Genomic DNA, 18,296 nt, shown 5'->3' on the forward strand with positions numbered 1-18,296 from the left:
CATGGCTACGGACAAGGGCGTCGCAGCGAGCCGTCTGACGATCCTCGTGCCGTTTCTATGGCTCGTTTTCTTCTTCGTGCTGCCGTTCCTGATCGTGCTGAAAATCAGCCTCTCGGACGACGCGCTCTCGCAGCCGCCTTACGCGCCGGTGTTTCAAATCACCGACGGCATCGCCGGGTTCTTCGCGAAGCTGCGCCAACTCGACTTCGAGAACTATTTTCTCGTCGGCGGCGACTGGCTGTATGTCTATTCGTTCCTGCAAAGCGTCGCGATCGCGGCGATCGGGACCTTTATTCTCCTGATCGTAGGCTACCCCGTCGCCTACGCGATTGCGCGCGCGCCGCGCCATATCCGGCCGATGCTTTTGCTGCTCGTCGTGCTGCCGTTCTTCACGTCGTTCCTGATCCGCGTCTATGCGCTGATTGCGATCATCTCGCCGGAAGGATTGCTGAACACGTTTCTGCGCTGGAGCGGCATCATCGACGCGCCGTTGCAGATTCATTCGACCAACATCGCAGTCGTGCTCGGCATCGTCTATTCGTATTTCCCGTTCATGGTGCTGCCGATCTATGCCGCGCTGGAGCGAATGGATGATTCCCTGCTCGAAGCGGCGGCCGATCTCGGTGCGCGGCCAGCGTCCGCGTTCTGGAAGATCACGGTGCCGGTTTCCATGCCCGGCATCGCCGCCGGCGTGCTGCTCTGTTTCATTCCCGCGGTCGGCGAGTTCGTGATCCCAGACCTGCTCGGCGGCTCGGAAACGCAGATGATCGGGCGCACGGTCTGGAACGAGTTTTCGGTAAACCGCTCGTGGTCGGTGTCCTCCGCGCTCGCGATCCTGATTCTTTTCGTGTTGCTGGTTCCGATTCTGTTTTATCAGCGCATGCAGTTGCGCGATCTGGAAAGGCATTAGCGCGATGCGCAAGGGTCTTTCCCCGTTCAATATCGCAGCACTCGTAGCCGGGCTGGCGTTCCTCTATCTGCCGCTACTGCTGCTCGTGATCTATTCCTTCAACGACTCGCGCCTCGTCACCGTTTGGGGCGGGTTCTCGTTCCGCTGGTACGGAGAGCTTTGGCAAAACCAGGCGCTGCTCGAAGCCGCGTGGGTCAGTCTCCGTGTCGCCGCCGTATCCGCGACGCTGGCAACCGTGCTCGGCACGCTGGCGGCGCTCGCGCTGGTGCGTGGCGGGCCGTTCCGCGGCCGCACGCTGTTCGCGGGCCTCGTTTATGCGCCGCTGGTGATGCCGGAAATCGTGACTGGCCTCGCGCTTTTGCTCCTATTCGTCGCCATCGACTTTGACCGCGGGTTCTGGACGGTCGCGCTCGCTCACGTCACCTTCACCATGTGTTTCGCGGCGGTGATCGTGCAGTCGCGGCTGCTGACCTTCGACCGCAGTCTGGAAGAAGCCGCGCTCGATCTCGGCGCGACGCCGGGCCGGACCTTCTTCTCGATCACGCTGCCGATCATCTTTCCGGCGGTCGCGGCGGCATGGCTGCTCGCCTTCACGCTGTCGCTGGACGACCTCGTGATCGCGAGTTTCACCACCGGCCCCGGCGCGACCACGCTGCCCATGCGGATCTACAGCCAGGCCCGGCTGGGCGTGAAACCGGAAGTGAACGCCATCAGTTCGGTCTTTATCGCCGTTATTACGTTGACGGTGCTGGCCGCCTCATTGGCTTTGAAGCAGCAATTTCGTACCCAGAAGGCATGAGCGCTTCGCCTTATTCGCAGGATATTGCCCGCGCGCTGCTGCCCGATCCGGGCGGCCGCCGGATGCCCGCCGGGCTTTACGCGCCGTTGCTGGCGAAGCTCGCACCCGCGCTGACGGAACTGCGCGCGGCCTACGAAAACCGCAGACTCGATCTGCTGCACTTGCCGGAACGCACGGAAGACTTCCCCGCGATGGAAGCGCTCGTTGCGAAGCTGCGCGACGCAAGCGACGTGGTGTTTCTCGGCACCGGCGGCTCCAGCCTCGGCGGGCAGACGATTGCGCAACTCGCAGGCTGGAACGTGCCGGGTGTCGGCACGTTGCGCGCCGGTCCGCGCGTACACTTCCTCGACAATCTCGATCCGCACAGCCTTGATGAGTTTCTCGCTGCCGTGCCGCTGCGCACCGCACGTTTCGTCGCGACGTCGAAATCCGGCGGCACCGGCGAGACGCTGCTGCAGGTGATGGCCGTGATCGCCGCGTACAAGCGCGCAGGGCTTGAGCAGGAAATCGGCAAGCGTCTGTTCGGCATATCCGAGCCGCGCAAGACGGGCGGCAAAAACGGGTTGCGGGCGCTCTTTGAGAACTTCGGCTGCGAGGTTCTGGACCACGACACCGGCATCGGCGGCCGCTTCATCGCGCTGACCAATGTCGGCCTCGTACCGGCGCTATTGCTTGGCCTCGACGCGAAGGCGTTGCGTGCGGGCGCGGGTGAAACCGTGCGCACGCTGCTTACGGAAAAAGATGCGGCTGCGATTCCTCCCGCGGCGGGCGCGGCCTTGAGCGTTGCGGCAGGCGAGGCCGGTCTCCCGATTTCCGTCATGCTGGCCTATGGCGACCGCTTCGAGCGCTTCTCGCGCTGGTGGATGCAGCTTTGGGGCGAGAGCCTCGGCAAGAAAGGCAAGGGCACCACGCCGCTTGCGTCCATCGGCCCGGTGGACCAGCACAGCCAGTTGCAGCTTTGGCTCGACGGTCCGCGAGATAAGTTATTCACGGTGATCTCGGAAGACATTGCGGGCACTGGTCCGCAGCTCGAGGCAACGCTCGCCTCGCTGGCGGGCGAGAGCGGCTTCGGCGGCAAGACCGTAGGGGATTTCGTGTCGTCGCAGGCGCGCGCCACCGCCGACACGCTGGCGAAGAACCAATGTCCGCTCCGCACCATCCGCGTGAAGAAGCTCGACGAACACGCGCTCGGCGCGCTGATGATGCACTTCATGCTGGAAACGATTCTGGCTGCGCATCTGCTTGGCGTGAATCCGCTCGACCAGCCCGCCGTAGAAGAAGGCAAGGTGCTGGCGAAGCGCTATCTCGCGGGCGAAAGCTGACGCGCGATGATCGAGATTGCGGACGGTATCTTCATTTCCGAAAGCGAAATCGAGGAACGCTTCGTGCGCGCTTCCGGTCCCGGCGGGCAGAACGTCAACAAGCTCTCGACCGCGGTGCAGTTGCGCTTCGATCTGCGCAATTCGCCTTCGCTCCCCGAAGGATTAAAGGCGCGCGCGGCGAAGCTCGCGGGCCAGCGCCTCACCAATGAGGGCGTGATCGTTTTGTTCGCGGATCGCTTCCGCACGCAGGAGCGCAACCGCGAGGACGCCCGCGCGCGGCTGGTTGAAATCCTCAGCCGTGCGTCCGTCGCGCCGAAACATCGCCGCAAGACGCGGCCGACGCTGGCCTCGAAGAAGCGCCGCATCGAGGGCAAGAAGCGCCGCTCGGAAATCAAGAGCCGCCGCGGCCGCCCGTCGTTCGATTGATTCGCGAAGCCGCCGTTGCGCCGGTAGAATTGCGCCTCCCGCGAGTCGCGAAAATCCATGCCCGTCCGCCAGCTTCCCGAAACCCTCGTCAACCGCATTGCCGCCGGCGAAGTCGTCGAGCGCCCGGCCTCGGTCGTGAAGGAGCTTGTGGAGAATGCGCTCGACGCAGGGGCGCGCAAGATTGAGGTCGTCATTTCCGGCGGCGGCTGCGAACTGATCCGCGTCTCCGACGACGGTTCCGGTATGGGCGCGGACGATCTCGCGCTCGCAGTGGAGCGCCACGCCACCTCGAAGCTCGACGGCGACGATCTGCTGAACATTTCGACGCTCGGCTTTCGCGGCGAGGCGCTGCCTTCCATCGGCGCGGTCGCGCATCTTTCCATCGTCAGCCGCGCGCGCGGTTCCGAAAATGCGCTCGAAGTGCGTGTGGATGGCGGGGATAAGTCGGCGCTGCGCCCGGCTGCGCTCGCGGAAGGTACGCGCGTCGAGGTGCGCGATCTTTTCTTCGCGACGCCCGCGCGCCTGAAGTTCCTGAAAACCGAGCGCGCCGAAACCGCCGCCGTGATCGAAACCGTGCGTAGGCTCGCGCTGTCGCGTCCCGATATTGCCTTCACCGTTGTCACCGAGGACCGCCAGTTGCAGTTCCCCGCGCGCGACATGAGCCGCGAAGGGTTCGCTGCGCGGCTGGCGGATGTCGTGGGCGGCGAGGCGCGCGCCAACATGGTGCCGGTGGAGGCGGAACGCGAAGGCGTGCGGCTCGAAGGCCTGGTCGGCCTGCCGACTTTCTCGCGCGGCAACGCGCTCTCCCAGTATTTCTTCGTGAACGGCCGCCCGGTGCGCGACAAGGTGCTGCTCGGCGCGCTGCGCGGCGGCTACGCCGACCTTTTGCATGCCGGCCGTCATCCGGTGGCTGCGCTGTTCGTCGAACTCGATCCGCGCGAAGTCGATGTGAACGTGCATCCGGCAAAAACCGAAGTGCGCTTCCGCGATTCCGGCACCGTGCGTGCACTGATCGTGCGCGCGATTCAGGATGCGCTCGGCAGCGGCGCGCGCCGGAGCGCGACCACCGGCGCGTCGCGCCTCGTCTCTTTCGCGCGCCCGCAGGGCACGGGCGCTTCACCCGCATGGCGCGGATCGGCCGCGCCGTATCGCGCAAGCCACGAGCGCGGCGGCCTCGCCGAAGCCGCGCAGACTGCGTTCGATGTGATCGCGCAACCGAGCGCCGACGCTCGCGGCGATCTTGCGCCGGTGTTGCAGGCCGATCTCGAACGGCCACTCGGCGCGGCGCGGGCGCAGGTTCACGAAACCTATATCGTCGCGCAGACCGCGGACGGCCTCGTCATCGTCGATCAGCATGCCGCGCATGAGCGTATTGTTTATGAGAAACTGAAACGCGCACTGGGGGAAACCGGCGTGGCGCGACAGGCATTGTTGGTGCCGGCCGTGGTCGAGATGGACCCGTCGGATGCCGCGGCGCTCACCGAACGCGCGGAAGAACTCGCTTCCTTCGGCCTTGTCATCGAGGCGTTCGGACAGGGCGCGGTCTTGGTGCGCGAAACTCCCGCGCTGCTCGGCGAAACCGACGCGGAGAAATTATTGCGCGATCTGGCCGAGCATCTGGCCGAATGGGATTCGACCCTGCCGCTGGAACGCCGCCTGCTTGCGGTCGCAAGCACCATGTCGTGCCACGGTTCGGTGCGCGCGGGCCGCCGCCTCAAACCGGAAGAAATGAACGCGCTGCTCCGCGAAATGGAGCGCACGGAAAATGCGGGCCAGTGCAACCACGGCCGACCGACCTATGTCGAGCTGAAGCTCGCGGACATCGAGAAATTGTTCGGGCGGCGCTAATTTGAGGCGCGGAGAAAAACGATCTCCGTATCGTCGTATGCGCGCCGCTCCAGTTCGGTGAAGCCTTTCGGTGCCGCGAACTTCGCGTCCACGGATTCCTCGACGATCAGGAGTGCGTCTTCCGCCAGCCATCCGCCCGTGCGCGCGGAAGCGAGCGATTTCTCCGCAAGGCCTTTCCCATAAGGCGGATCGCAGAACACGAGCGAGAACGGCGAGAATTTTTCGAGCGTCCCTAACTTTGCAGCGTCGCGCCGGAACAGCTTGGTGACGCCGGTAAGCTGCAAGGCTTCCACATTCTCGCGGATGATCGCGCGTGCCGCCGCGCTTTCGTCGACGAAAAGAGCGAATGCCGCGCCACGCGAAAGGGCCTCGATGCCGAGCGCGCCCGTACCCGCGAACAGATCGAGCACCCGCGCGTCCGCCGCAGGATCGCCGTAGGCGTGTGCCAGAATGTTGAACACCGCCTGTCGCAGCTTGTCGGAAGTCGGGCGGATCGCATCGGATGACGGGCCTTTCAGGGTCCGCCCGCCGAACCTGCCGCCGCTGACGCGCATCAGCGCTTGCCCCGCGGCTTGTCTTTGCGCATGGGTGCGCGGAACGGACGCTTGCTCTTGCGGCGCGGCTCGCGCGGCGCTTCCTCGCGCGTCTTGCGCTCGACGGAAAAGTTTTTCTTCTTCCTGTCGCCCGAAGCGGCTTCTTTCTTTCCGTCGCGGCGGTTCGGTTCGCGTTCCGGCCTTCCGGTGAATTTCTCTTTCTTCACCGGCGAGAGTTTCGCACGCTCGCGCAACGGCGCATCGAAATCGCTGTGGGACGATTTTTCCAGTTCGCCGCCGATCTGCTCGCGCAGCACGCGCGTCGGCACTTCCTCGACCTTGCCGGGTTCGAGTTCGCCGAGCTGGAACGGCCCGAAGGAAATGCGGATAAGCCGGTTCACCTTCAGCCCGATATGCGCGAGCACTTTTCGTACCTCGCGGTTCTTGCCTTCGCGGATGCCGACGGTAAGCCAGAGGTTTGCGCCTTGCTCGCGGTCCAGCGTCGCCTCGACGCGCCCGTACTGCACGCCTTCGACTGTCACGCCGCCCTTGAGTTTGTTCAGCGCCGCCTGATCGGTGCGGCCGTTCGCGCGCACGCGATAGCGCCGCAGCCAGCCGGTCGCGGGCAGTTCGAGCGTGCGCGACAAGCCGCCGTCATTGGTGAGGAGCAGCAGGCCTTCGCTGTTGATGTCGAGCCGCCCCACGCTGACAAGCCGCGGCAGGTCGGGTGGCAGGTTCTGGAAAATCGTCGGCCGCCCTTCGGGATCGGAATTCGTCGTCACCAGCCCTTTCGGCTTGTTGTAGAGGAACAGCCGCGTGCGTTCGCGCACAGGCAGCGGCTTGCCGTCCACTTCGATCTTGTCCGGCGCGGAAACGGTTACGGCGGGCGTTTTCAGCACTTCGCCGTTCACCTTCACACGGCCTTCCGCGATCCATGTCTCCGCCTCGCGCCGCGAAGCGAGGCCCGCGCGCGCGATGACTTTCGCGATGCGCTCGCGCTCGGATGCTGACGGGTTATGGGGTGGAGACTTGCGGGACATGTTGCTTCGTGCGAATGCGGCTCACTTGCTACCACGGTGAGCGCGGAGAAACGAGTTGGCTGCACCCGATTTCATGGGCATGGCGCTTGCGGAAGCGAAGGCCGCGGCGGAAGCGGGCGAAGTGCCGGTGGGGGCGCTCGTCGTGCGCGGCGGCGAGGTGCTGGCGCGGGCGAACAACCGCACGCTCCGCGACCGCGACCCCACGGCGCACGCCGAAGTGCTTGCGTTGCGCGCCGCCGCCAGCGCGCTCGGCAGCGAGCGCCTGATCGGCTGCGATCTCTATGTCACGCTGGAACCATGTACCATGTGCGCGGCGGCGATTTCGTTCGCACGCATCCGGCGGCTGTATTTCGGCGCAGCCGACCCGAAGGGCGGAGCGGTGGAATCCGGCGTGCGGTTCTTCGATGCGCCGACCTGCCACCACAAGCCGGAAGTCTATGGCGGCATCGGCGAAAGCGAAGCCACCATGCTCCTGAAAAGTTTTTTCGCGGAACGGCGCTAGGCGCCCAGCAGCGCGCCCAGCTTGCGCTTCAGTTCTTCCTTGATCGGCTCGGATGCCTTCAGGATCGGCAGTGCACGCGGAAAGTCGAGCGCGCTGAACGCGCTCACGTTCGGCCTGATTAAAATGTCCGGCGCCGACGATTTCAGTTTCTCCGAAACAATCGCATGGGTCATGATGTGCGATGCCGTGAACAGCGCGTCCATCGCGTCCGGCACGCCGGGCGGCGAGTCGCCGAGTTTCGTGATGTCGATCGCGATGACGATGTCGGCATCCTTCCGCAACAGGTCGAAGGGCAGCGGGTTCACCGCGCCGCCGTCGATCAGGATACGTCCGCCGAATTCCACCGGTCGCAGCAAACCCGGTATCGCCATCGAGCCGGCCACTGCGGGACGCAACAGCCCGGAACGATAGATCGCCTCGCTCCGCTCGCGGTAGTCGGTCGCGACCACGGTGAGGGGGATGCGCAGTTCCTCGAATGTTTTGGGAAGTTGCGGCGGCAGGAATTCTTCGGCGATGCCGAGCGCGGCAAACTGAAAGGGCATGCCGCGCAGCGAACGGGTCTCGCGCCAGCGTTCGCGCATGCTCGACCATTGCATCGAAATCAGCCGCCGGGCGAAGTCGCCCTGCTTGCGGAGTGCGTCGATCGAGAACGCGCGGATTTCCTTGCCGGTCATGCCGGCGGCGTAGCCCGCGCCGACCACTGCGCCCATCGAGCATCCCGCGATGGCGGACGGCACGATGCCGAGTTCGTCGAACGCTTCCAGCGCGGGAATGTGCGCGAGGCCGCGCGCGCCGCCGGAGCCGAGCGCGATGGCGATGCGCTCCGGCTTCTTCCGGATCAGCCGTTTGAGAAAATCCAGCACGCGCGGATTATAGCGCGAAGTTTATGCGCCCGCGCGCTCGGCAAAATGCCACGCCGCCATTGCCAGCGGCTGCACTTGCCGCGACATCGCCGAGGCGTTGGCATTCGCCGCCGTGCCGTCGCGCACGCGGCCGAGGATGCCCTGCAAAATCCCGGCGATGCGAAAGAAATTGTAGGCCATGTAGACGTCGATATCGCGCCCGCGCGGATCGAACCCGGTGCGCTTGGCGTAGAGCGCGGCGTAATCCTCCGCGCTGGGGATGCCGAGCGCCTTCAGGTCGCGGCCTTTCAGCGAGCCGGTGCCGGTGCCCGTTTTCGCATCCGGCATGTGCCAGCCCATCATGTGATAGGTAAAATCCGCGAGCGGATCGCCGAGCGTGGAAAGCTCCCAGTCGATCACCGCGAGCACTTCGTTCTTCGACGGATGGATGATCATGTTGTCGAGGCGATAGTCGCCGTGCACGACACGCACCGCCTGCTGCTTCGGCAGATGCTCCGGCAGCCAGCGCATCAGCTTGTCCATCTCCGGAATGTCGTCGGTCTTCGACGCTTCGTATTGTTTCGACCAGCGCGCGACCTGGCGCGCGACATAGTCTTCGCCCTTGCCGTAATCCGCGAGGCCGATTTTCTCCGGCTCCAGCGTGTGCAGTTGCGCGATGGTCGCGTTCTGCGCGTCCCAGATCGCTGCGCGCTCCGCCGGATTCGAATCCGGCATGTGCAGTTCCCAGAAGATGCGGCCCTGCTCGAACGACATCACATAGAAGGCAGTGCCGGTGACGCTCTCGTCCTCGCAGTAGAGCAGCGCTTGTGGCACCGGAAACTTCTGCGCGCCGAGCGCGGCCATCACCTTGTATTCGCGGTCGACGGCGTGCGCCGAAGGCAGCAGCTTTCCCGGCGGCTTTCGGCGCAGCACATATTTACGCGACGGCGTTTCCAGCATGTAGGTCGGGTTCGATTGCCCACCCTTGAACTGCTTCACGCTGAGCGGACCGGCGAAGCCAGGAATATGCTTCGTCAGATATTCTTCGAGACGGCTCGCATCAAAAGCGAGCGCTTGCGCAACTTCCTTCGTGCCCGAAAAGGCTTCCTGACGATCGAACCCGGTCATTTCCTGTCCTGATTTTCTTTTGGCTTGGGCACGTTATAGCCGCGCTCAACCCCATCGTCATCCCGGACGCAGCAAGGCCGCGAGGCGGGATAACTGCTCTCTCAAGTCCGCGTAAAAAACTCCAGCAGCGCTTCCGCGGTTTCTTCCGGCTTTTCCTCTGGCAGGAAATGTCCGCAGTCGATGGCGCGGCCTTCGACCTTGGTGCACCACGCTTTCCAAATCGCGAGTGGGTCGCCGCCCGAATTCGGAATACCGCGCGCGCCCCACAACGCCAGCGTCGGGCAGGTGATCTTGTTGCCCTCGTTGAAGTCCGCTTCGTCGAAATGCACGTCGGTCGATTGCCCGGCGCGATAATCCTCGCAGCAGGCGTGGATGCGCGCGGGATCCGCGAAGAAGGCGCGGTAATGATCGAGCGCACGCGGATCGAATTTCTTCAGCCCGTCCGGCGACCAGCTTCCCAGCGTCCATTCGAGATAATCGATCGGCGCTTTCGAGATCAGCATTTCGGGCAGCGGCGCACGTTGCGCGAGAAACGGCCAGTGATACACCACCATCGAGCGTAGCGCGTTCATGCCGCGCCACATGTCGAGGGTCGGGATGATGTCGAGGACGGAGAGCTTCGACACGCGTCCCGGATGGTCGAGCGCCATGCGGTAGCCGACACGCCCGCCGCGATCATGCCCGATCACGCCGAACTGGATATGGCCGAGTTTCTCCATCAGCTCGATCAGCGCATGCGCCATTGCGCGCTTGGTATAGGGCGCGTGGGTGTCGTCTTCCTTAGGAATGTCGCTCCAGCCATAACCGGGAAGGTCGGGCAGGATCAGCGTGAACTTCTTCGCGAGCGCAGGCGCGATGCGGTGGTACTCGACATGCGTCTGCGGAAAACCGTGGATGACCAGAAGCGGCGGACCGCTGCCGCCGGAACGGGCGAACAGTCTTCCCGCCGAAGTGTCGATCCAGTGCGATTGAAAACCGGGAAACAGATCGGCGAGATCGGCCATCACGCATTCTCCCGTGCAAGCGCGCGCCACGCGATGTCGCGGCGGCAGAAACCTTCCGGCCAGTCGATCAGCGAGATCGCGCGGTACGCACGCTCGCGCGCTTCCGCGACCGTCTTGCCAAGCGCGGTGACGTTCAGCACGCGCCCGCCGCTGGCGACGAGCTTGCTGTCCTGCAGCTTCGTCCCGGCGTGGAACACGGTGACGCCTTCCACCTCGTTTGCCTTCTCGATGCCGCGTATTTCCGAACCGCTCTGATACTTGCCCGGATAGCCCTTGTTCGCGAGCACGACCGTAATCGCCGCTTCGTCGCGCCAGCGCACGGAAGATTTATCGAGTTCGCCGTTCGCAGTGGCGAGCATCAGCGTCAGCAGGTCGTCCTTCATGCGCGGCATCAGCACCTGACATTCGGGATCGCCGAAGCGCACGTTGTATTCGATCAGCTTCGGGCCGTCCTTCCCGATCATCAGTCCGGCATAGAGCACGCCGCAATAGGGCGTGCCCGCTTTCGCCAGCGCGCGCGCGGTCGGCTTCACGATTTCTTCGAGCGTGATGCGCTCGATTTCTTTTGTGAATACGGGTGCGGGCGAATAGGCGCCCATGCCGCCGGTGTTCGGGCCTTCGTCGTTGTCGAACACGCGCTTGTGGTCCTGCGCGGAAGCGAGCGGCAACACCTGCTCGCCGTGGATCAGGCAGAAGAAGCTCGCTTCCTCGCCTTCAAGGAATTCCTCGATCACGACCGGCGCGCCGTTGCCCATCTCGAACACGGTATCGACCGCGGCCAGCGCTTCCGCTTCCGTCATCGCGACGATCACGCCCTTGCCCGCGTGCAGGCCGTCGGCTTTCAGCACGATGGGCGCGCCGTTCTTTTGAATGTAGGCGCGCGCTTCCTCGCGCGTCTTCGCTTCGAGGTAATGCGCGGTCGGAATATCGTTCTCCGCGCACAGCCGCTTGGTGAAGGACTTCGAGCCTTCCAGCGTCGCGGGAATTTTCTGCGGGCCGAATACCTTGATGTTCGCGGCCAGCAGGTCGTCGGCGAGGCCCGCGGTCAGCGGCGCTTCCGGCCCGATCACGACGAGACCGATCTTCTTCTCCTGACAGAAGCGGATCACCGCTGCGTGGTCCTCGACCTTCAGCGCGACGATCTCGGCTTCCTGCGCAATCCCCGGATTGCCCGGCGCGGCATAGAGCTTCGTCAAGAGCGGGCTGGCGACGAGCTTCCACGCCAGCGCATGTTCGCGGCCACCGGAACCGATCAACAGGACATTCATGCGCGTACGGACACTTCCCTAGAGGCGGCTTGATGTATCATGGGCCTGCCGCCATTTAGAGTCGCGAATGCCAGCATCCACAGCACCCACGAATCTGCCTGAAATCGGCGTTTCCGAACTCTCCGTGGCGCTCAAGCGCGCGGTCGAGGAGGCGTTCCCCTATGTGCGCCTGCGCGGCGAAGTCTCCGGCTATCGCGGACCCCATTCCTCCGGCCATGTCTATTTCAGCCTCAAGGATGCGAGTGCGAAGATCGACGCCATCATCTGGAAGGGCGCGTTCGCGAAAATGCGCTTCAAGCCGGAAGAAGGCATGGAGGTGATCGCGACCGGCAAGGTCACGACCTATCCGGGCAAGTCCAGCTACCAGATCGTGATCGACGCGCTGGAGCCGGCCGGCGCGGGCGCGCTGATGGCGTTGCTTGAGGAGCGCCGGAAGAAACTCGCGGCCGAAGGTCTGTTCGACGAGGCGCGCAAGAAACCGCTGCCGTATCTGCCGCGCGTGATCGGCGTCATCACCTCGCCAACCGGCGCGGTGATCCGCGACATTCTCCATCGCCTGAACGATCGCTTCCCGCGTCATGTGCTGGTCTGGCCCGTGCGCGTGCAGGGCGAGACCTGCGGACCGGAAGTCGCGGCTGCCATCGAAGGCTTCAACGCGATGGAAGAAGGCGGCGCGCTGCCGCGCCCGGATATTCTCATCGTCGCGCGTGGCGGCGGTTCGCTCGAAGATCTCTGGGGCTTCAACGACGAAGCGCTGGTGCGCGCGGCGGCTGCGAGCGAAATCCCGTTGATCTCCGCGGTGGGCCACGAAACCGATTTCACGCTGATCGATTTTGCCGCCGACCGGCGCGCGCCGACGCCGACCGCTGCCGCCGAAATGGCGGTGCCCGTACGCGGCGAACTGCTCGCGCTCGCGCGCGATCGCGGCGCACGGCTGGTCTCGTCCTGGGCGCGCATGGCCGAGCGCCTGAAATCAGAATTGCGCGGCCTCGCGCGCGGCATCCCGCCGCTCGACGCCTTGCTGGCGCTTCCGCGCCAGCGGCTGGACGGCGCGGGCGAACGCCTGCCGCGCGCATTGCGCGCCAACGCCCATGCGTTTCGCGTGAAACTCTCGCGCCTCGAAGCGCGGCATACGCCGAATGCGCTGCGTTCGCGCATCGAACTCTATCGCGAACGCAGCGTCGGCCTGCAAGCGCGCGCCGCGCGCGCGAGCGGCAATGCGCTCCGCAATGCAAGCGTGCGCTTGCAGGGTCTGGCGCAGCTTTTGAAATCTTACAGTCATCGCGGCGTGCTGGAGCGCGGCTTCGCGCTGGTGCGCGGCGCAGACGGGCATCCGGTGCGTTCGGTTACGAAGGCTCCGAAAGGCACGGCGCTCACCGTCGAGGTGGCCGATGGCAGCTTCGGCGCGGTTTCGACTGGCAGCGAGCCGGGCAGCCGCGAGGCCGCCGGGCCGCAGCCCGCGAAAGCCTCGAAACAGGGCAATCTGTTCGGCTGAGTGCATTTCCTTGCCGTAAACGATTGCGTGAGGTTGCGAATTTATGTTTTGCGCTCCCGCGTAAATCGCTCCATATATGGATTACTCCAAACGCGAACCCGCACATTCGAGATGAACCGTTTCGAACGCACCCCTTTGGCCGCCGGCGAAGCCGAGCTGCGCTATCTGGACGGCGACTACCGCATCGTCCGGCCGGGAAGCTATGTGCGCTGCGCGGTGACCGGCGTGCCGATTCCGCTCGACGAACTGAAATACTGGAGCGTGGATTTGCAGGAAGCCTATGCCACGCCGGAAGCAGTGATGGCGCGCCTGCACGGCAAGACGCCGTTGGCGCCGCGCTAGCGTTTTCGCGCCAGCGCTTCGTCGATAAATCCGCCGATCTCTGCCGTATCATCAAACGCGAGCGCGACGGGAAGCGTTTTCGATTTCTCTCTTAATTCGCGAAGCGCCGGGTCGCCTCCCATCCGCGCGAAATCTTTTTCCGTCGTGACCAGCGTCAGGCCGCCGCGTTCCGCCGCCGCGATCAACGCGGCCGCATCCGCGGCGCTGAAGCGGTGATGATCCGGAAACGCGCGGCGTTCCGCGACGCGAAGATCGTTCCGCTCCAGCGTGGCGAAGAATTTTTCCGGGAAACCAATCCCCGCAAATGCGAGCAGCGGCTTGCCGCGCAGCGCTGCGACCGCCGCCTCGCCCGGTGCGATGACGGCGGACAGGACCGCGAGATTGGCAAGGATCGCGGCGGACAAGGCGCGTTGTCCGCCCGTTCCCGCGCCTGCGGCCACCATCACGTGCGCCTGCGCGAGCTGGATCGGAAGCGGCGCGCGCAGTGGGCCAGCAGGGAAAACTTTTTCGTTTCCGATGCCGCGCTCGCCGTCCACGACGAGGATGGAAAGGTCTTTCTCCAGCGAAGGGTTCTGAAATCCGTCGTCCATCACCAGTACGTCCGCGCCGAGACTTTCCGCGAGCTTCGCGGAAGCCGCGCGGTCCGCGCCGATGATTGTCGGCGCTGTCGCGGCGAGGAGAAGCGCCTCGTCTCCGGTATCGCCTGCGGTATGTTTTTCCGGATCGACGCGCAGCGGCCCGGCAGCATTGCCGCCATAGCCGCGCGAAATGAAGAACGGCTTGCGCCCGCGTTCCTGTAGAAGTTTCGCGACCGCGATGGCTGCCGGAGTCTTCCCCGCGCCGCCGAGCGTCGGATTGCCGATGCAAATGACCGGAATATTCGCGCGATAGCCGGGGCGCTTCATGCGCTGCGCAGCGAAACCGCCGTAGACCGCACCAAGCGGCGCCAGCAACGTGGCCGCCAGTCCCGGCTTTTTCCACCAGAACGCAGGCGCACGCAGCGAGATCAATCCGGGCATCAGTGAAAGCGCAGTTGGACCAGATAGGGTTCGATGGCTTTTGCCGTGCGCGTCAGCGCGCCGCTCAACGGGACTACCGTGGCATGCGCGGCTTTCGCCATCGCGCGCACCAGTCCCGGATCGTCGAGCAGGCGCAGCAGGCTGCGCGCGAGCGAGTCGGCGTTCGTCACCGTAGCCGCCGCGCGCTGTTTGTTCAGTTCGGAATAGATCGTCGCGAAGCTATGCACATGCGGGCCATGCAGGATCGCGTTGTCGAGTTTCGCGGGTTCGATCGGGTTCTGGCCGCCGTGCTTGATGAGCGAACCGCCCATGAACACGATCGGCGATAGCCGATAAAACAATCCCAGTTCGCCGATGGTGTCGGCGACATAGATATGCGTGCCGAGATCGGGCAGGTGATGGCGCGAGCGCATCGCGGGCGCCAGCCGGGCGTCCTGGACCAGCCGCGCGATTTCGCCGCCGCGTTCCGGGTGCCGCGGCACGATGATGGTGAGGAGGCCCGGCACCTTCTCCATTACCTCGATATGCGCATCGATGATCGCTTCGTCCTCGCCGCGATGCGTGCTCGCCGCGAGGAAAACCGGGCGGCCGTGAATCGTGCGCTGCATTTCCTGCATCGCGAAAGCGTCGACGGGCGGCGGCGAAACGTCGAACTTGAGGTTACCGGTGGAAATCACGCGCGGCGCGCCGAGCGTTTCCAGCCGGTCCGCGATCTCGTTGTCCTGTGCGAGCACGAGATCGAAATTGGAAAGCAGCGCGCGCGCGGATTTCTTCGCCCGCTTCCAGCGCTTGAATGAGCGCTCCGACATGCGGCCATTGAGCAGCACCAGCGGAATGTTGCGCTGATGCGTTTCGAGCAGGAGGTTCGGCCAGAACTCCGACTCTGCGATCAACGCCAGTCCCGGCTGCCAGTGATCGAGGAAACTCTGCACGAAGGCCGGCGAGTCGAGCGGGATATATTGATGAATGGTGCCGGCCGGCATCCTTTGTGCTGCGGTCTGCGCCGCCGTTACCGTGCCGGAGGTGACGAGTGCCGCGAAGCCCTGTGCGCGGATATGTTCGACCACGGGCTGGATCGAGAGAATTTCACCGACACTCGCGCCGTGAAACCAAACCAGCGCGCCGGGCGGGCGTTCGACGGTGGCAACCCCGCGCCGCTCCATGACGCGCGCCGGGTCTTCCTTGCCGCGCTTGAGCCGCCAGTTCAGCACCGTACCCGCGAATGGTGCGAACCAGCGCGAAAGCCGCCGGTATGCGCGCAACGGCAGGGGCAGTTTGATTCTAGGCGCCATCGGCCTGGCCCGTCTGCGGCCTGCCGACCAGCGCTTCGGCGCGTGCGGTTGCGCGGTTCAATCGCCGTTCGACTTCGAGCCGCGCCGCTTCGAGCGCCTCGTCGTCGGCGTCGGGCGGAACGCGCAACGCTTCCTCGACCACGAACGCCATGCGTCCGAACGGAAGATGCAGGCTCGACTTGTCCCAGTTGTTGAGCGCGATGCGGCGGCTGGTGGCCATCGCGCCGGGATAGATCGGACGTCCGGAAATCTTTGCGATGGTGACGATGCCGAGGCCGGCGCGGCGCGAGACTTTCGGCACGTCCGCGGTCATCGCGACGTTGATGCCTTCGGCGAGCGTGTCGATCATCTGCCGCGTGGCTGCGACGCCGCCCTTGCGCTGGAAGTCGTTGCCATGCGCGCCGGAGCCGCGGATCGTCCCGATCCCGAGCACTTCCGCGGCAATGGCGTTTACATCCGCATCGAAAGAACGGGAGATCATGACCTTGGCCCGGTGATGCGCTTTGGGTGCGAACGGCGCGAGAAAATGCTGCCCGTGCCAGAACGTGAATATAAGCGGCATTTCCTGATCGAGCCAGTCATAGAGATTGGCTGGCTCCACCGTCAGGCGCTGCGTCTTCCATACGAACCACAGGTAATATGCGACCATGCGGCCAAGCGTTTGCCGCACGATCCACGACTTGCGAATTTTACGCCACATGAGTGATCCGGCGCCGGAAGTTATGCGCGCCGCGTACCATCCGTCTCCGGATCGAGCAACCGGTGCAGGTGAACGATGAAATAGCGCATCATTGCGTTATCGACGGTTTGCTGCGCCTTCGATTTCCACGCCTGATACGCCGTTGCGTAATTTGGATAGATTCCAACGATGTCGAGACGGCCGAGATCGCGGAATTCCGTGCCGTCGAGCGCCGTCAGTTCGCCGCCGAATACGAGGTGGAGAAGTTGTTTTTGCGTCGTCATGCGCGCTCTTGTTTCCCTGCTTTACCGGTTTGCAAGCGCCGCCAGCAGCGGTGCATGCAAGGATTTGCCCGAAGCAACGAGCATGCCGTGTTTCGGCACGGGGCGGTTGTAGCGCGGCAGGTTGCCCGCGCTATCGGTCAATTTGCCGCCAGCCTCGTGAATGATCAAATCGGCGGCAGCAATGTCCCAATCGTTGGCGTTCTCGCGCGCCAGTGCGCCGTCGATTTCCCCGCTGGCCACCCGCGCAAGGCGCACGGCGATGGCATGAATATGGGGGGCGCTTGTCATATTTCCGGTCTGCGCGAAGGTTTTCTCCAGGCCGTAAGGCCGGGCGATAGCCGCCGTCTTCACGTCGCGCGGTTCGCTGGCCGAGATCGCCGTGCCGTTGCGGGTCGCGCCGTTGCCGAGTGCTGCCGCGAACAGTTCGCCGGTCGCAGGCACGAAAACCGCGCCGAGCACCGGCCGCCCTTCCTCCACGAGCGCTGCGCATACGGCCCAGTCTTCTTTCCCGGCGACGAAGGAGCGGGTGCCGTCGATCGGATCGACGATCCAGATGCGGGATTTCTCCAGCCGCGCGGGAGCGTCCGCGGTTTCTTCCGAAAGCCAGCCCGCATCGAGATCGGCCTCGAACAGCCGTTTGCGCAGGAACAGATCGACCGCGAGATCGGCTTCCGTCACCGGTGATTGATTCTCTTTATTCCAGGTGCGCACGTCTTTCCGGAACATGGAGAGCGCGAGTCGGCCGGCTTCCGAAACGGCATCTGTCAGCGCGGGAAGCAAAGCGGCGCTCGGCGCGGAAGAGATCGTCATGGGCCCGCTCTAGAGGCTGTCCGGGGCGAGGGCAAGCAACGCTTTCTCAACGATGATGGCCGGATCGGCACTCTATCGAGGCAAAAAAGGAAAGATTTACCCAATCCCTTAAGCGGATCGTTCTGGCTTGCTGTCATGGTCGCTCCAACGACCGGAAAAATCCGGCGGGGGAGACGAAATTGAGGCGTCAGACAGGCGCGGCCGAATACGCGCGGGAAGGATCGGGTCCTCTGTCCGGACCCGATCCGCTCCGCCTCCCGGCTGCATTCATCGCTTCCGACCCGGCCGCCGACGGCGGCGAACGCCGCGTCGAGATCGGCCAGGAGCGCGTCGATCTCCAGCGCAGCGTGCGCGGCGTGCACATGCATCTGAAATTGCCGCTTCAGGAATTTCTCGGCATCGCCGTGCGCGTGCTGATCGCGTCGGACGACATGCAGATTCACGTTCAGCTCGAACATCGCGACGAGGCACTGAGCATCCCGCTCATGGTCTCGAACGACAGCGCGGCTTCGGCGATTGCCGCGCGGCGCTGGAGCCGTGCGCTCGGTCTTCCCGTGCTGATCGCCGGGGAAGGCGGGCGCTTGTGCAATCCCGCCGCCATGCGCAACCGGACCAAGGAAGCGCCGCGCCGCCGCAAACGCTCGATGCTGCGCCACCGCCGCACCACGATGCGGATTCGTCACGCCGCCGCGCAGACGCAATGCGCGAGCGCATCCCATGCCGGCGAGCGCGAAATCATCGCGCGCACCTGAG

General features: G+C 64.6%; 20 protein-coding genes. 9 read left to right on the forward strand and 11 right to left on the reverse strand.

Features of this window, described 5'->3' with window-relative positions; translation table 11 throughout:
• Position 1: 1 nt before the first annotated feature.
• The 5 genes from KF794_01415 to mutL are packed head-to-tail and all read left to right on the forward strand — an operon-like array spanning position 2 to position 5,305.
• Positions 2 to 910, forward strand: coding sequence for an ABC transporter permease subunit (locus KF794_01415; GenBank protein ID QYK45400.1), 909 nt, complete (start codon positions 2 to 4; stop codon positions 908 to 910).
• Between the two features lie 4 nt (positions 911 to 914).
• Positions 915 to 1,709, forward strand: coding sequence for an ABC transporter permease subunit (locus KF794_01420; GenBank protein ID QYK45401.1), 795 nt, complete (start codon positions 915 to 917; stop codon positions 1,707 to 1,709).
• Entirely contained in the window at positions 1,706 to 3,031 is a 1,326-nt protein-coding gene (locus KF794_01425) for a glucose-6-phosphate isomerase (protein QYK45402.1), read from the forward strand. Before KF794_01420 ends, KF794_01425 begins: the two co-directional genes overlap by 4 nt.
• Positions 3,032 to 3,037: 6 nt before the next feature.
• Positions 3,038 to 3,457, forward strand: a complete 420-nt coding sequence (arfB, locus tag KF794_01430) for an aminoacyl-tRNA hydrolase (protein ID QYK45403.1) — start codon at positions 3,038 to 3,040, stop codon at positions 3,455 to 3,457.
• Positions 3,458 to 3,514: 57 nt separating this feature from the next.
• Entirely contained in the window at positions 3,515 to 5,305 is a 1,791-nt protein-coding gene (mutL, locus tag KF794_01435) for a DNA mismatch repair endonuclease MutL (GenBank protein QYK45404.1), read from the forward strand.
• On the opposite strand, the gene rsmD is transcribed toward mutL, so the two are convergent.
• Positions 5,302 to 5,859, reverse strand: a complete 558-nt coding sequence (rsmD, locus tag KF794_01440; protein ID QYK45405.1) for a 16S rRNA (guanine(966)-N(2))-methyltransferase RsmD — start codon at positions 5,857 to 5,859, stop codon at positions 5,302 to 5,304. The two genes, mutL and rsmD, sit on opposite strands and share 4 nt — an antisense overlap.
• Positions 5,859 to 6,878 carry an rRNA pseudouridine synthase gene (locus tag KF794_01445; protein QYK45406.1) on the reverse strand — a complete coding sequence of 340 codons (1,020 nt, stop codon included), beginning with the start codon at positions 6,876 to 6,878 and terminating at the stop codon, positions 5,859 to 5,861. The genes rsmD and KF794_01445 overlap by 1 nt, the downstream gene beginning before the upstream one ends.
• Positions 6,879 to 6,933: 55 nt before the next feature.
• Here KF794_01445 and KF794_01450 point away from each other — a divergent pair, with 55 nt between their 5' ends.
• Positions 6,934 to 7,380: a nucleoside deaminase gene (locus KF794_01450; GenBank protein QYK45407.1), complete on the forward strand. Its 447-nt coding sequence runs from the start codon at positions 6,934 to 6,936 to the stop codon at positions 7,378 to 7,380.
• Here the strand turns inward: KF794_01450 and KF794_01455 are convergent.
• The 4 genes from KF794_01455 to purD form a co-directional block, all read right to left on the reverse strand.
• Positions 7,377 to 8,243 carry a patatin-like phospholipase family protein gene (locus tag KF794_01455; protein QYK45408.1) on the reverse strand — a complete coding sequence of 289 codons (867 nt, stop codon included), beginning with the start codon at positions 8,241 to 8,243 and terminating at the stop codon, positions 7,377 to 7,379. The two genes, KF794_01450 and KF794_01455, sit on opposite strands and share 4 nt — an antisense overlap.
• A 21-nt stretch (positions 8,244 to 8,264) precedes the next feature.
• Entirely contained in the window at positions 8,265 to 9,350 is a 1,086-nt protein-coding gene (locus KF794_01460) for a phosphotransferase family protein (GenBank protein QYK45409.1), read from the reverse strand.
• Between the two features lie 101 nt (positions 9,351 to 9,451).
• On the reverse strand, positions 9,452 to 10,354 hold the full coding sequence (locus tag KF794_01465; GenBank protein QYK45410.1) for an alpha/beta hydrolase: 903 nt from the start codon (positions 10,352 to 10,354) through the stop codon (positions 9,452 to 9,454).
• Positions 10,354 to 11,622, reverse strand: a complete 1,269-nt coding sequence (purD, locus tag KF794_01470) for a phosphoribosylamine--glycine ligase (GenBank protein QYK45411.1) — start codon at positions 11,620 to 11,622, stop codon at positions 10,354 to 10,356. Before purD ends, KF794_01465 begins: the two co-directional genes overlap by 1 nt.
• Before the next feature lie 67 nt (positions 11,623 to 11,689).
• Between purD and KF794_01475 the strand changes: the two genes are divergently transcribed.
• Both KF794_01475 and KF794_01480 read left to right on the forward strand, forming a co-directional pair.
• The gene (locus tag KF794_01475; GenBank protein QYK45412.1) at positions 11,690 to 13,117 is read left to right on the forward strand and encodes an exodeoxyribonuclease VII large subunit; all 1,428 of its coding nucleotides are present in this window, start codon (positions 11,690 to 11,692) and stop codon (positions 13,115 to 13,117) included.
• A gap of 111 nt (positions 13,118 to 13,228) precedes the next feature.
• Positions 13,229 to 13,459, forward strand: coding sequence for a DUF2093 domain-containing protein (locus tag KF794_01480; protein QYK45413.1), 231 nt, complete (start codon positions 13,229 to 13,231; stop codon positions 13,457 to 13,459).
• On the opposite strand, the gene KF794_01485 is transcribed toward KF794_01480, so the two are convergent.
• The 5 genes from KF794_01485 to KF794_01505 are packed head-to-tail and all read right to left on the reverse strand — an operon-like array spanning position 13,456 to position 17,543.
• Positions 13,456 to 14,460: a tetraacyldisaccharide 4'-kinase gene (locus KF794_01485; GenBank protein ID QYK46541.1), complete on the reverse strand. Its 1,005-nt coding sequence runs from the start codon at positions 14,458 to 14,460 to the stop codon at positions 13,456 to 13,458. The two genes, KF794_01480 and KF794_01485, sit on opposite strands and share 4 nt — an antisense overlap.
• Positions 14,461 to 14,477: 17 nt before the next feature.
• A complete protein-coding gene (locus KF794_01490) occupies positions 14,478 to 15,770 on the reverse strand; it encodes a 3-deoxy-D-manno-octulosonic acid transferase (protein QYK45414.1) in 1,293 nt (430 codons plus the stop codon).
• Positions 15,760 to 16,470 (reverse strand): lysophospholipid acyltransferase family protein, encoded by a 711-nt coding sequence (locus KF794_01495; protein QYK45415.1) that lies wholly within the window; start codon positions 16,468 to 16,470, stop codon positions 15,760 to 15,762. Before KF794_01495 ends, KF794_01490 begins: the two co-directional genes overlap by 11 nt.
• A 20-nt stretch (positions 16,471 to 16,490) precedes the next feature.
• A complete protein-coding gene (locus KF794_01500) occupies positions 16,491 to 16,733 on the reverse strand; it encodes a DUF4170 domain-containing protein (GenBank protein ID QYK45416.1) in 243 nt (80 codons plus the stop codon).
• A 21-nt stretch (positions 16,734 to 16,754) separates the two neighbouring features.
• Positions 16,755 to 17,543 carry a 3'(2'),5'-bisphosphate nucleotidase CysQ gene (locus KF794_01505; protein ID QYK45417.1) on the reverse strand — a complete coding sequence of 263 codons (789 nt, stop codon included), beginning with the start codon at positions 17,541 to 17,543 and terminating at the stop codon, positions 16,755 to 16,757.
• A gap of 179 nt (positions 17,544 to 17,722) precedes the next feature.
• On the opposite strand from KF794_01505, the gene KF794_01510 reads away from it, so the two are divergent.
• Positions 17,723 to 18,295 (forward strand): hypothetical protein, encoded by a 573-nt coding sequence (locus tag KF794_01510; GenBank protein QYK45418.1) that lies wholly within the window; start codon positions 17,723 to 17,725, stop codon positions 18,293 to 18,295.
• Position 18,296 lies beyond the last annotated feature (1 nt).

It is taken from the genome of Xanthobacteraceae bacterium (assembly GCA_019454205.1).
Taxonomy (GTDB): Bacteria; Pseudomonadota; Alphaproteobacteria; order Rhizobiales; family Xanthobacteraceae.

What these genes read in the sequence shown, in the direction of transcription:
- KF794_01415 (QYK45400.1), top strand. Translation starts at nt 2, where the DNA reads ATGGCTACGGACAAGGGCGTCGCAGCGAGCCGTCTGACGATCCTCGTG.
- KF794_01420 (QYK45401.1), top strand. Translation starts at nt 915, where the DNA reads ATGCGCAAGGGTCTTTCCCCGTTCAATATCGCAGCACTCGTAGCCGGG.
- KF794_01425 (QYK45402.1), top strand. Translation starts at nt 1,706, where the DNA reads ATGAGCGCTTCGCCTTATTCGCAGGATATTGCCCGCGCGCTGCTGCCC.
- arfB (QYK45403.1), top strand. Translation starts at nt 3,038, where the DNA reads ATGATCGAGATTGCGGACGGTATCTTCATTTCCGAAAGCGAAATCGAG.
- mutL (QYK45404.1), top strand. Translation starts at nt 3,515, where the DNA reads ATGCCCGTCCGCCAGCTTCCCGAAACCCTCGTCAACCGCATTGCCGCC.
- rsmD (QYK45405.1), bottom strand. Translation starts at nt 5,859, where the DNA reads ATGCGCGTCAGCGGCGGCAGGTTCGGCGGGCGGACCCTGAAAGGCCCG.
- KF794_01445 (QYK45406.1), bottom strand. Translation starts at nt 6,878, where the DNA reads ATGTCCCGCAAGTCTCCACCCCATAACCCGTCAGCATCCGAGCGCGAG.
- KF794_01460 (QYK45409.1), bottom strand. Translation starts at nt 9,350, where the DNA reads ATGACCGGGTTCGATCGTCAGGAAGCCTTTTCGGGCACGAAGGAAGTT.
- KF794_01465 (QYK45410.1), bottom strand. Translation starts at nt 10,354, where the DNA reads ATGGCCGATCTCGCCGATCTGTTTCCCGGTTTTCAATCGCACTGGATC.
- purD (QYK45411.1), bottom strand. Translation starts at nt 11,622, where the DNA reads ATGAATGTCCTGTTGATCGGTTCCGGTGGCCGCGAACATGCGCTGGCG.
- KF794_01475 (QYK45412.1), top strand. Translation starts at nt 11,690, where the DNA reads ATGCCAGCATCCACAGCACCCACGAATCTGCCTGAAATCGGCGTTTCC.
- KF794_01480 (QYK45413.1), top strand. Translation starts at nt 13,229, where the DNA reads ATGAACCGTTTCGAACGCACCCCTTTGGCCGCCGGCGAAGCCGAGCTG.
- KF794_01490 (QYK45414.1), bottom strand. Translation starts at nt 15,770, where the DNA reads ATGGCGCCTAGAATCAAACTGCCCCTGCCGTTGCGCGCATACCGGCGG.
- KF794_01495 (QYK45415.1), bottom strand. Translation starts at nt 16,470, where the DNA reads ATGTGGCGTAAAATTCGCAAGTCGTGGATCGTGCGGCAAACGCTTGGC.
- KF794_01500 (QYK45416.1), bottom strand. Translation starts at nt 16,733, where the DNA reads ATGACGACGCAAAAACAACTTCTCCACCTCGTATTCGGCGGCGAACTG.
- KF794_01505 (QYK45417.1), bottom strand. Translation starts at nt 17,543, where the DNA reads ATGACGATCTCTTCCGCGCCGAGCGCCGCTTTGCTTCCCGCGCTGACA.